This window comes from Rhodoluna sp. (assembly GCF_049276775.1).
In the GTDB taxonomy this organism is placed as follows: domain Bacteria; phylum Actinomycetota; class Actinomycetes; order Actinomycetales; family Microbacteriaceae; genus Rhodoluna.
Genome location: NZ_JBASXC010000105.1, coordinates 1 through 12,480, shown reverse-complemented (window position 1 = coordinate 12,480; position 12,480 = coordinate 1). Strand labels below are relative to the sequence as shown.

Here is a 12,480-nt window from a genome sequence, read left to right as displayed (position 1 = left end):
GGGTTGCGTTGGTGCCCCGGATGTCACAAAACTCGAGGCCGAACTTTCGAGTCGAGGTATTCAAACAGCTCTCCAAACAAGTTCGAAGCCAACCGGCTCGCTGGTTGTTTTAGTGCAGGGCGAATCTCGCTCGATGCTCACCGATCGAGGGGCCAACTTCGATCTCAATCTTGGAGATATCGACCCGACCGGATTCTTGGCTGTTTACCTCTCCGGGTATTCTCTGCTTGGCAGAAGTCTGGATGAGATAAAGCTCTTTGCCGCCAGAGTCAGGCAGGCTGGAGCATTGCTTGCGATAGACCCTGGCTCCTACGGATTCATTAGAGACCACGGGGTTGAGAAGTTCCGAGAGCTGTTGATTCTGGCCGACCTGGTCTTTCCAAACCTTGAAGAGGAGCAGCTACTGAAGCTCCAGGGGCAGGTCCCCCTAACGGTTGTGACAAATGGCCAAGCCGGAGCCAAAGCCTCCTGGGCCGGTGACCATATTTTGGAGCTTCCTGGGGAGGCAACCGAATCGGTTGACCCAACCGGTGCCGGGGATGCTTTTTGTGCCGGGTTTCTGGGCCGCCTAATTGGCGAGCCAGAATTCCAAGATCTGCCTGCGGAAGCAGTCCAACAGGCCCTAGAGGCCGGGATTCAGGCTGGTTCCCAGGCCGTTCGGCTGGTCGGAGCAAGGCCTTCCTTCAAGTCTTGACTCTAGGTTTAGAGTTTTCCCCAGCTAAACCCCCTAACCTTCAAGCAAAACTTCAAGTTATCCACAGACTTATACACTTGTAATGTGGTATCACTTTGGTAGCATTATGGTATGGCTATGACACTTAGATTGACAGAAGAGCTAGACAAGAAGCTAGACGAAACCGCAGAGTACCTGGGGCTATCCAAGCAACAGGTTGTGAACAAGGCAGTTGAGTACTACATCGATGAGATGAGTGAACTCAAGATTGCAAAGAAGGCCCTCGACTGGACTCTAACCAACGACAAGGAGTTGCTCGAGCGTCTGGCTGACGCGTGACCCGCTACATGAGCTTGGGGACGGCTCTAGAGCTGATCAAGACAGTTGGCTTTCACGTTCGAGATGCCGGGCTTTTGAATTCAGCCCTGGTGCGACCAAAGACAACTGTATTTGGGGCAGATGCGTATCCAGATTTTCCAATAAAGGTGGCTGCACTAATGCATTCGGTAATTAAGAATCACCCGCTAATAGATGGGAACAAGAGAACCTCTTGGATCCTCATGTCGGCATTTCTGCAGCTCAACGGTTTTCAACACAACATGGATACCGATACCGGTTTCGATCTAACTCTCGAACTAGGCGAAGATCGATACACCATCGAACAGGCTGCTGAGATTATCGGTGCGCACCTTGTGCCACTTCGTGCCTAATTATTTCTCAGTAGCCCTCTGAATAACAAGCTCGCGCACTCTAGCTGCATCAGCTGATCCGGCCATAGCCTTCATGACGGCACCAATCACAGCACCCGCAGCTTGAACTTTTCCTTCTCGTATCTTTTCAAGAACATCGGGCTGCTCGGCTAAGACCTTGTCAATTGCTTCGAGAAGCGCTCCGTCGTCAGAAACTACCTCGAGTCCGCGCTTGGCAACAATCTCGGCTGGGTCACCCTCACCTGCAAGGACTCCGGTTAGAACTTCTCTTGCAAGTCGGTCGGTTAGCTTGCCAGATTCAACTAGCTCCGCAATCTGCGCGACCTGGGACGGTGTGATGGCAAGTTCGTTAATGTCCTTGTCCTCGCTGTTTGCAATCCTTGCAAGCTCACCTGTCCACCACCTTCTGGCGGCTTGCGGCTTTGCTCCTGCCTTGACGGTGTCATCGATTTCATCGAGTAAGTCGGAGTTCACAACATCGCGGAACTCTAAATCACTAAAGCCCCATAGTTCCTGAAGACGCTTTCTTCTCATGGCAGGCTTTTCTGGAAGAGTCGCGCGCAGCTGCTCAATCCACTCTTTGGAAGGCTGCACCGGAACCAGGTCTGGCTCTGGGAAGTAGCGGTAGTCATCAGCGTCTGATTTTGGGCGACCTGAAGAAGTTGCTCCACGGTCCTCGTGCCAGTGACGGGTCTCCTGAATTATCGCCGTTCCTTGCGAAAGCAGGTGGGCCTGGCGCTGAATTTCATACTTCACAGCACGCTCAATGCTTCGAAGTGAGTTCACGTTCTTGGTCTCGGTTCGAGTGCCCAGCTTTTCCTGACCCTTTGGACGAATCGAAACGTTCGCATCGCAGCGAACGTTGCCTCTCTCCATGCGAGCATCTGAAACACCGAGGTTTTTGACAATCTCCCGAATTGAACGAACATAGGCGGCTGCGAGCTCGGGAGCTTCGTCGCCTGCGCCATAAATCGGCTTGGTCACGATCTCAACCAGAGGAACCCCTGCTCGGTTGAAATCAACTAGCGAGAACTCGGCTCCCTGGATACGGCCCGTAGATCCGCCGACGTGGGTTAACTTGCCAGCGTCTTCTTCCATGTGGGCCCGCTCGATCTCCACGGTGAACACCTTGCCAGAGGGGACCTCGATATCAATCTTGCCCTCGAAAGCAATTGGCTCGTCATACTGCGAAGTCTGGAAGTTTTTGGCAAGGTCCGGGTAAAAGTAGTTCTTTCGTGCGAAGCGACCAGTTGCCGCAATCTCGCAGTCCAAGGCAAGACCTATCTTGATCGAATTCTCAATTGCCTTGCCATTGACTGCTGGCATTGCCCCTGGGAAACCCAAACAGTTGGGGCATACGTTGGTGTTTGGCTCGTCGCCAAATACGTTGGCACAGCCACAGAACATCTTGGTGTTGGTGTTTAGTTCGACGTGGACCTCGAGTCCAATTACAACTTCATAAGCTTCAAGTGCCTTCTGGTAATCCATCAGCTGATCCTTAGCCATTAGTTCACCTCAAGCTTTGGTGCGAAATCCATCATCTTCTTGGACCACTTATTTTCAAGCAGCTTTTCCAAAACTGCGCCGACTCTATAGAGTCTTGCGTCTTCGCGAGCTGGAGCCAGGAACTGTGCGCCAACGGGTAGGTTATCTTCCTTAGCAAGACCAACCGGAAGGCTTATACCCGGAACCCCTGCTAAGTTGGCAGGAATTGTTGCGATGTCGTTTAGGTACATCGCCAGAGGATCTTCTTGCTTCTCTCCCAACAAAAATGCTGTCGTCGGAGCAGTGGGCGAAACTAACACATCGGCTTTTTCAAATGCCTTTGCGAGATCTGCCTGAATCAAAGTCCTCACCTTTTGAGCACTGCCGTAGTAAGCGTCGTAGTATCCGGAAGACAATGCATAAGTTCCCAAGATGATTCTTCGCTTTACCTCAGCGCCGAACCCTTCCTCGCGAGTTGCGGCCATCACTTTTTCAACTGTTGCAGGCCCCTCCGGCATTACTCGAAGTCCAAATCGAACCGAGTCGAAACGGGCCAAGTTGGAAGATGCCTCGGCTGGCTGAATCAAGTAGTAGGCGGCAATCGCATACTGAAAGCTTGGGCAAGAAACTTCAACTATTTCGGCGCCCGCAGCAACCAGTAAATCGAGCGCTTCTTGGAATCTCTCGGACACTCCAGCTTGGAAACCCTCGCCAGTTAGCTCCTTGATAATTCCAATCTTTATCCCTTTCACTGAGTCGTTTTTTGCAGCTTCGGTCATTGAACCTAAGGATTCTGGAAGCGATGTCGCATCCATGCCGTCGTGGCCCGCGATGGCATCTTGCAGCATTGCTGCATCCATCACATTTCTTGCAACCGGTCCAATCTGATCTAGCGATGAGCCAAGGGCAATAAGTCCATACCTTGACACCGCGCCATAGGTTGGCTTGACGCCAACAGTTCCGGTCACAGCCGCTGGAAATCTAATTGAGCCCCCGGTGTCAGATCCGATTGCGAGCGCTGCTTGCATCGACGCAACAGCCGATGATGATCCACCGCCTGAACCACCAGGGGTTCTACTAAGGTCCCAAGGGTTAAGAGAAGGGCCATAGGCCGAATTCTCGGTTGACGAACCCATCGCAAATTCATCCATGTTAGTTTTTCCAAGGATTGGCATGTGGTTGGCCAGAATCTTCTCAACAACGGTCGCGTTATATGGTGGTACCCACTCCTTTAGAATCTTCGATCCTGCGGTTGTTTCGATACCCATGGTTGCCAGATTATCCTTGACCGCTATTGGGACTCCCGCGAGCGCGGAGAGCTTTTCTCCCTTGGCTCGAAGTTCGTCAACTTGCTTTGCCTGGGCCAGGGCGACCTCATGTGTAACAGTGAGGTAGCTGTTGATTTTGGGATTAAGTTTGTCGATGTTATCCAGCTGAGCTTGGGTTATTTCAACCGAGGAGATTTCTTTTGAAGCGAGCATGGAGGCGAGCTCGCTGGCTGACTTATCTACAAGTGACATGGGTGATAGACCTAGTCCTCATCCAAAATAGCGGAGACCTTGAACCGGCCGGACTCGCTTTCGGCCGCACCCGATAATGCCTGAACCTGGGTGAGAGAAGGCCGAACCACGTCCTCGCGAAAGACATTGGCCATTGGAATGGGGTGGCTGGTGGCGGCAATGTCATCGCTGACCGCTGCCTTAACGGTGGCAACCGAGTCAACAATCAGCGCCAGCTGGCTGGCGAACTGGGCTACCTCGGCCTCGGTGACCTCGATGCGGGCTAGGCCAGCTAGGTGCCTAACCAGCTCGGGGGTGATCTCGGACATGGAAACCTTCGGTTTTGAGAAATTCTTGATTTGAGGGGTATTTGGCCCCAGCTGGCCCATTCTAGCAAGAAAGACAAAATCTTGATTCAAGGGCAAAATACCCCACTAAAGTAGGTATCTAGGTAATAAACCCCAAAGCCCCCAATAAAGAGGTAATCCACGTGGACAACTCAGAATTCCAGCTCGTCTTTAGAGGCTATGACAAAGATGAGGTCAACACCGCCGTTGCTGCAATGCGCGAAGAACTCGACCACGTCCGTGACTACAACTACAAAGCTGCCAGCGAGGTCGAATTCCTCAAGTCGGAAATCGCGAGCCTCAAGCAGAGACTAAAGCGCGATGCCGGAACCGGCTACGCCGAACTGGGAGCCCAGTTCGAACAGACTCTTCGCGTTGCCGAGGAGCAGGCCAGAAAGCTTATGACCGATGCAGGTCAGGACGCACTTCGCATTCGCGAAACCGCCAAGGCAGAGTCCGAGCAGCTAACCCGTAAGGCCGAAGCTGCCGTTCAGAAGATGCTCTCCGATGCTGAGTCCAAGGCTAAAGAAATCAGGCTCGATGCTGAGCGCACGAGTGCGGAAATTCTGGCACAGGCAAAGACTCAGGAATCAGAAGCGGCAGAAAAGACCGTTCACGCGCAGCGTGAAGCCGCGGCGATCCGCTCCGAGGGTGAGAGGTATGCAGCTGAGCTTCGTGCTTCCGTGCACCGCGAAACCGAAGAAGCTCGCGCACTTGCAACTGAGCTTGCTCAGCGCACCGCACAGTCAAGGGTTGAGCTGGAGGCAGAACTTAAGGCGAAGCGCGACGAGGGTGAGCAGGAAGCTCTTAGTATTTACGAGTCCGCTGTGAAGCAAGCCCAGGAAGCGACCGAAGAAGCGAACAAGGCGGTTGCCGAAGCTTCTCGCCTAGCGGCAGAGTTAAACTCCGAAGCTGAAAGAAATCTACGCGATGCCAAGGTCACCGCAGCCAATGTGACCGAGGACGCGCAGCGAAATGCTGGAAACCTAATCAACCAGTCACGTCGTCGTGCCGAGCTATTGGCTCGCAAGGCCGAGGCCTATGCGAATGCCGTAATTGTTGACGGTCAGGAAAGGCTGCAGCGCTGGGAGTCAGAATCTAACGAGATTGAGGATTTCCTAAACACCCTCAAGTCCCTGATGTCGACCGAATCTATGGTTGCAGCCGACGAGACCCTGGCCCAGACCGAGCTTGAAGGATCGTCTCCTTCAATTACCGACGGCTTTGAGACAGACATTGATTACTCTGAGCAGCGCTCTGACGGCTACGAGGCCATCGAGGTTGAGTCTTACGAGGACAAGAAGAACTAATTAGCCAATTCGCTTAGAGAACTCGGCTTCATCTATAACCTCAACTCCCAAGGCTTCCGCCTTGGCCAGTTTTGAACCGGCACTTGCGCCAGCCAAAACAAAAGCGGTGTTTTTGGAAACAGAGGATGCCGCTTTACCGCCCCTTGAAATGATGGCCTCCTCGGCCTGATCACGAGTGAAGTTCTCGAGTGTTCCAGTAACTACGATGCTCATTCCACTGAATATTCCTTGACCCGCTGAAGCGATGTCCTGGGTAAAGTTCACACCGGCTTTTTTCCAAGCCGAGATTATGTCTTTATGCCAGTCGACGCTAATCCACTCTTTGATTGTTGCCGCAACAACCGCACCGACGCCATCCACTCGGGCAAGTTCTCCCTCGCTGGCAGCAAAGATATTCTCAATGGACCCAAAAGAATTCATGAGTGATCTTGCAGCTACCGGACCAACGTGGCGAATAGAGAGCGACACCAAAACTCGCCAGGCGGGCTGCGACTTGGCCTTTTCCAATTCCTCGAGCAACTTGGTCGCAACCGTTGCTGGGGTTCCATCCTTTTTCCTAAAGTACTCAACTACCTTTGGCTTTCCTTGGGCATCCAGCTTTGGAGCTCCGGTGTCGGCGTCAACTACCACCGACCTAATTGGAAGAAGGTCTTCAAGTGTCAGTGAAAAAAGGTCCGCTTCACTCTTGACGGGTGGAGACTTCGGTTCCAGAGGTTGAGTGAGTGCGACCGCAGTCACAAAGCCCAGAGCCTCAACATCCAGTGCCGAGCGAGAGCCGATGTAAGCAATTCGTTCTCGAAGTTGAGCGGGGCAGGATTTAGCATTTGGGCATCGAAGGTCAACATCACCCTCCTGAGCTGGAGCTAGCTTTGAACCGCAGTCGGGGCAAGCTTTTGGCATAGCGAACTTTTTTTCAGAGCCATCCCGCAGAGCAACAACCGGACCCAGAATTTCTGGAATCACATCTCCAGCTTTTCGAAGCACCACGGTGTCACCAATCAGAATTCCCTTAGCGCCAACCACTTCCTGGTTATGCAAGGTGGCAAACTCAACAACGCTTCCGGCAACCCTAATCGGGTCAAGAACTGCAAACGGGGTTGCGCGGCCTGTTCTTCCAATTGAGACTCTTATGTCCAATAGTCGAGTGTTCACCTGCTCCGGTGGGTACTTATAGGCAATGGCCCAGCGTGGAGCGCGCGAGGTAAAGCCAAGCGACTGCTGCCTAGCTAACTCGTCAACTTTCACCACCACTCCGTCGATCTCGTGCTCGAGGCTGTGACGCTGGGCTTCAAAGTCTTTGATGTAAGCCTTAACCTCCAGGGGCGTTTTGAGTACCTTGTAACGGTTTGAGGTTGGAAGCCCCCAGCTCTTCAGGGTCGCGTAAAGCTCGGACTGACTGGCAACTGATTTATCAACCCACGCGCCAATGCCGTGCACAATCATTTGAAGCGGTCTGGAGGCGGTGACGCTCGAGTCTTTTTGGCGAAGTGAGCCGGAGGCTGAGTTTCTTGGGTTAGCAAACGGCGACTTTCCCGCATCAATCAAAGATTGATTTAGCTTCGCAAAATCTTCGAGTGAGTAGAAAACCTCTCCGCGAATCTCAACTAGTTCCGGGTGATTCCTACCCGACAAACTGTGAGGGATTCCCTTAACTGTCATCACGTTTCGGGTCACATCTTCGCCCACCGAGCCATCGCCTCGGGTGGCGGCGGAGATCAGCTGTCCGTTTTGGTACCGGAGGTTTATTGCTAGCCCGTCTATTTTAAGCTCACAAAGATAAGGTCCTCCGCCAGATTTTTCCAACCAAGTATCTAGCTCCTCTTCTGAAAAGACATTATCCAAACTCATCATGCGCTCGAGGTGCTCAATGGGGGCAAAAGTTTGGCTCACTTCTCCCCCGACTGTTTGAGTCGGTGAATCCCCGGTGATTAGTTCTGGATGCTTTGCCTCGAGCTGCTCAAGCTCACGCATTAACTTGTCGTATTCGGCGTCGGAAATTAGAGAGGTGTTGGACTGATAGTAAGAAGCACGGTGTTTGTTTATCAGATCAACAAGCTCTGAAACTCTTTCCCGAACTTTTTGGGTTGCGCTCACACCTTCTCCATTGCGGCAGAAACAGTTTTGTCTATTGTGGTTTGGCCGAGCACCCTAGAGCCGAGGTAAATCACCGCGGTCTGTCCTGGAGAGATTCCTCGAATGGGCGAATGGGGCCGAATCACCATCTGGCCTTCTGAAACCCTCACCTTGCACAGGTGAGATTCTCCGTGCGCCCTAACCTGAACCTCGGCGTCAAACCAATCCGAGGCTTGGGCTGGGGCTTTGCCACACCATGAAAATTTACCTCCGGAAAGCTCAGAGATCACCAGGGCTTGCTCTGGCCCAACCACCACAACGTTTTCTTTTGGTCTTATCTCGAGCACATAGCGCGGCTTGCCGTCTTTGGCAGGATGGCCGATGTTCAGGCCCTTACGCTGGCCCACGGTAAACCCAACTGCTCCATCGTGCACTGCTAGCTGCTCACCATCGGTATCAACAATTGAACCCGGAGTCAGGTCAATTTTGTCCGAGAGCCAATCCCTGGTGTCACCTTCTGGAATAAAGCAAATGTCGTAGCTATCGGGTTTATTAGCAACCGATAGACCCCGCTTGGTTGCCTCATTCCGAATGTCTTGCTTGTTGGCTGCTTTCCCGAGGGGAAAGAGGGAGTGCCTAAGTTGGTCTTCAGTTAGTACCCCGAGAACGTATGACTGATCCTTGGCCATCGCAAGTGATCTGTGGAGTTCAAGGTTGCCCTGCTCATCTTTTTCGATACTCGCGTAGTGACCGGTGCAAAGAGCATCGAAGCCCAGAGCCAGAGCCTTTTCCAAAAGAGCCGCGAACTTAATTCGCTCATTGCAGCGCATGCAGGGGTTTGGAGTTCGGCCGGCCGAGTACTCAGCGATAAAGTCATCAACCACATCTTGTTTGAATCGCTCGGAGAAATCCCAGACGTAGAACGGAATCCCGAGCTTGTTGGCGGCTCGCTGAGCATCCATAGAATCCTCGATGGTGCAGCAACCTCTGGAACCGGTTCTAAGGGTCCCAGGCATACGAGATAATGCCAGGTGTACCCCTACAACCTCGTGCCCCGCTTCAACCGCGCGCGCAGCGGCAACCGCGGAGTCGACTCCACCACTCATTGCGGCCAAAATTTTCATCGCCTGGTAAGCCCCGCCTTTTTTGCTCCCTCGTAGGCCTTGGGAAAGGCCTCCAGAAAAGCGTCGACGTCTTCCTCGGTCGAGTTATGACCAAAGGTAATTCGCATGGTTCCCATGGCTTCGTCGGTCCCGGCTCCTAGAGAAAGCACCACGTGCGAGGGACTACTTACCCCAGCCGCACAGGCTGAACCGGTAGAAATGGAAACGCCGTTCAGATCCATAAGGAACAGCAGGCTATCTCCTAAGCATCCTGGAAATCTAAAGTGAACATTATTTGATAGTCGCTCGACGTTTTCAGACGATACCTTCACATCGGGAGCTACCCGCTTGACTCCGGCGACTAATCTGGCTGAAAGTCTGCCGTGAAGGGTTGCAAGGGCTTCCTGCTCCTCAACTGCCTCCTTCACCGCTAGTGCGAATGCAGCGGCCGCGGCTGAATCGGGAGTGCCGGATCGCAAGTTTCGCTCCTGGCCGCCGCCGTGCAGAACGGGTGTGAGTTTTTGGTTTCTCGAAAGAATCAATGCACCGATGCCAACCGGGCTACCCAGTTTGTGTCCGGTGATACTCATCGCTGATAGTCCTGAATCTTTGAAGTTCACGGGTATGTGACCTAGGGCAGCAATTGAATCGGAGTGGACCGGGACTTTGTGCTTGGCGGCGAGCTCGGTTATTTTCTTGATCGGGTGAACTACGCCGATTTCATTATTTGCCCACATCAGAGAAACAAGGGCTACCTGTTCGGCTCTATCTTGAAGCACCCGCTCCAAATCCCCTAAATCAAAAACACCGTTTCGGTCCGTGTCAATAAAGTATGCCTCTGCCCCCTGTTCAGAGACCAGCCAGTTGACCGAATCCAATACTGCCGCGTGCTCGGCACTGGATGATATGATCAAGGTTCGATTGCTGTTTTCAGCGTGGCGTTGCCAGTAAAGACCCTTGACGGCAAGATTGTCCGACTCTGTTCCACCTGAGGTGAATACCACCTCGTTGCGGTCGCAATCCAGACTTTTTGCTATCTGCTCTCGGGCTTCTTCGAGAAGCTGCCTTGAGCTCTGCCCAAAAGCGTGAACCGAAGCCGGGTTTCCAATTTGGGCCAGTGCCTGCGTGTAGCGCGCCAGAACACTTTGCCGAATCGGCGAAGTGGCTGCGTGATCTAGGTAAACGGGCATAGCTTTAAGCCTAGTTTCTAATGCCTTGGTCAAATCGCCATCTAAAAACTATCTGACTAGGGTTATACAGTGACTGAAGAAGCGAATCCAGCCAATCCCGCTCTTGGGATGCGATTTGAGGCCGGAATGGGCCATTTTGGGGTGTTTTCAGCCACCGCCAGTCAGGTTTCGCTCTGCATTTTGGGCCAAGATAACGAGACCGCGGAAACCGAACTTTCGCTGGTCAAATCCGATGGAGACATCTGGTCTGTTTCCTCAAAGCTAATCAAACCTGGAATTAGCTACGCGATTCGAGCTGATGGGCCAGAAGCGCCAAGAAATAACTTCCGGCCGAATCTGAATCTGATTGACCCCTACGCCAGAGGCGTGGTTAGAAAATCGGCTCGCGAGTACTTCAATGTCGCAATCGAGGGATCCTTCGACTGGCAGGGGGTTACAAAACCGAACCTGCCTCTTGAGCAAGCTGTTATCTACGAGGCTCATGCCAGGGGTCTTACCCGCGGCAACACCGATCTACCGGATGAGATACGCGGCACCTACGCTGCCCTGGGTCACGAAGCGACCATAGGCAAGTTGAAATCGCTAGGAATAACAAGCCTTGAGTTGCTACCAATTCAGATGTTCATCTCCGAGCCAAGGCTCATGAATATGGGGCTAATCAACTACTGGGGATATAACACCATAAACTTTTTCTCCCCGCACCCGAGGTATGCCACCGGTGCTGCGCTTTCCAAAGGCCCTGAAGACATTGTTGTCGAGCTAAAAACCGCAATCCGCGAGCTACACAGAAATGGTATCGAGGTGATTTTGGATGTTGTCTACAACCACACCGCCGAGGGGGGCTCGGGTGGCCTAACCTACTCTTTCCGCGGTCTCGATAACTCGAACTACTACCGTCAAGACGATCAGGGAAATTACCACGACACAACCGGTTGCGGAAACTCACTCGATTTTTCTAAACCGCACGTGGTCCAACTGGTTCTAGACTCACTGATCTACTGGAGTACCGAGATGCAAATCGATGGCTTTCGTTTTGATCTTGCAACCACGCTGGCCAGAGACGAGAACAACCACTACAGCCCAACCCATCCACTGCTTGTCGCAATTGAAAATGAGCCAGCCCTGAGGGAGTCAAAGCTCATTGTTGAGCCCTGGGATGTTGGCTTGGGCGGCTGGCAAACCGGAAACTTCCCTGACCGGTTCAGCGAGTGGAACGATCACTACCGCGACGACGTTAGAAAGTTTTGGCTTTCAGACATTGGCTTCGCGAGGCAGGCCGGTCACTACCCCAACGGGGTAGCCGATCTGGCAACCAAACTTGCTGGAAGTACTGACGTAGTTGCTGGGCCCCACGGAGTTCTAGGGGGAGTGAATTTTGTCACGGCCCACGATGGCTTTACCCTGCGAGATTTGGTTAGCTATAACGTTAAGCACAACCAAGTCAATGGCGAATCAAACCGTGACGGAACCAACAACAATCACAGCTTCAACTTCGGAGTTGAGGGCGATTCCAAAGACGATTCGGTAAACCTTGTTCGAAGAAGAATGATTAGAAACCTATTGGGAACCCTGCTGTTTTCTTCCGGAATCCCGATGATTACCGCGGGTGATGAACGCGGCAAGACCCAGCTTGGGAATAACAATGCCTACTGCCAGGATACGAACCTCTCCTGGGTGAATTGGGACCTAATTCCCTATCAAAAAAATATCGAAGAGACCACGGCTTTCTTGATCCAGACCAGGCTCGAACATCCAACCCTGCGACCGAAAAACTTTGCTAACTACGAGCAGGCGACCAAAGATTCTGATCGGATGCGCTGGTTTAATGCGGCTGGAGAGCTTATGACCGATGAAAATTGGGCGGATGCCCAGTGCCGCACCATGATGCGCCTTACCGATCACATGAACGATGACGGCAGCCTAGATTCAATGCTTTTAGTGATTCACGGGGCTGAGTATGAACTTGCCGTTTCGCTCCCGAGTGCCTCTGGGGTAAGTGCTTATCAGCTGCTCTGGGATTCAAGCGATGAGACACCTAAGGCTCCCATTGACCTATCTCCAGGGGCTGAGCTTCAGATGCAGCCTCTAAG

General features: G+C 52.7%; 11 protein-coding genes. 5 read left to right on the top strand and 6 right to left on the bottom strand.

All coding sequences use genetic code 11. The features are described from left to right. From WAO31_RS06615 to WAO31_RS06605, 3 genes are all read left to right on the top strand, one after another. A partial coding sequence (locus WAO31_RS06615; protein ID WP_509591711.1) for a carbohydrate kinase family protein occupies positions 1–694 on the top strand: 694 nt, incomplete at its 5' end. A 111-nt stretch (positions 695–805) separates the two neighbouring features. Further along, entirely contained in the window at positions 806–1,012 is a 207-nt protein-coding gene (locus WAO31_RS06610) for a YlcI/YnfO family protein (protein WP_509591709.1), read from the top strand. Further along, on the top strand, positions 1,009–1,383 hold the full coding sequence (locus WAO31_RS06605; RefSeq protein ID WP_509591706.1) for a type II toxin-antitoxin system death-on-curing family toxin: 375 nt from the start codon (positions 1,009–1,011) through the stop codon (positions 1,381–1,383). The genes WAO31_RS06610 and WAO31_RS06605 overlap by 4 nt, the downstream gene beginning before the upstream one ends. On the opposite strand, the gene gatB is transcribed toward WAO31_RS06605, so the two are convergent. From gatB to gatC, 3 genes are read right to left on the bottom strand one after another with little or no spacing between them, the layout of a single operon-like run. Continuing rightward, a complete protein-coding gene (gene gatB / locus WAO31_RS06600) occupies positions 1,384–2,889 on the bottom strand; it encodes an Asp-tRNA(Asn)/Glu-tRNA(Gln) amidotransferase subunit GatB (RefSeq protein WP_509591704.1) in 1,506 nt (501 codons plus the stop codon). Beyond that, a complete protein-coding gene (gene gatA / locus WAO31_RS06595; protein ID WP_509591701.1) occupies positions 2,889–4,388 on the bottom strand; it encodes an Asp-tRNA(Asn)/Glu-tRNA(Gln) amidotransferase subunit GatA in 1,500 nt (499 codons plus the stop codon). The genes gatB and gatA overlap by 1 nt, the downstream gene beginning before the upstream one ends. A gap of 11 nt (positions 4,389–4,399) precedes the next feature. Next, positions 4,400–4,696 carry an Asp-tRNA(Asn)/Glu-tRNA(Gln) amidotransferase subunit GatC gene (gene gatC, locus WAO31_RS06590; RefSeq protein WP_509591699.1) on the bottom strand — a complete coding sequence of 99 codons (297 nt, stop codon included), beginning with the start codon at positions 4,694–4,696 and terminating at the stop codon, positions 4,400–4,402. 161 nt (positions 4,697–4,857) lie between these two features. Between gatC and WAO31_RS06585 the strand changes: the two genes are divergently transcribed. Then, positions 4,858–6,024: a hypothetical protein gene (locus tag WAO31_RS06585; RefSeq protein ID WP_509591696.1), complete on the top strand. Its 1,167-nt coding sequence runs from the start codon at positions 4,858–4,860 to the stop codon at positions 6,022–6,024. Here WAO31_RS06585 and ligA read toward each other — a convergent pair whose 3' ends face one another. From ligA to WAO31_RS06570, 3 genes are read right to left on the bottom strand one after another with little or no spacing between them, the layout of a single operon-like run. Next, entirely contained in the window at positions 6,025–8,118 is a 2,094-nt protein-coding gene (gene ligA, locus WAO31_RS06580) for an NAD-dependent DNA ligase LigA (RefSeq protein WP_509591694.1), read from the bottom strand. Next, the gene (mnmA, locus tag WAO31_RS06575; protein WP_509591691.1) at positions 8,115–9,221 is read right to left on the bottom strand and encodes a tRNA 2-thiouridine(34) synthase MnmA; all 1,107 of its coding nucleotides are present in this window, start codon (positions 9,219–9,221) and stop codon (positions 8,115–8,117) included. Before mnmA ends, ligA begins: the two co-directional genes overlap by 4 nt. After that, positions 9,218–10,390 (bottom strand): cysteine desulfurase family protein, encoded by a 1,173-nt coding sequence (locus tag WAO31_RS06570; protein WP_509591688.1) that lies wholly within the window; start codon positions 10,388–10,390, stop codon positions 9,218–9,220. The genes mnmA and WAO31_RS06570 overlap by 4 nt, the downstream gene beginning before the upstream one ends. A 69-nt stretch (positions 10,391–10,459) precedes the next feature. Here WAO31_RS06570 and glgX point away from each other — a divergent pair. Then, positions 10,460–12,480: glycogen debranching protein GlgX (gene glgX, locus WAO31_RS06565; protein ID WP_509591686.1), on the top strand; the 2,021-nt coding region annotated here is incomplete at its 3' end.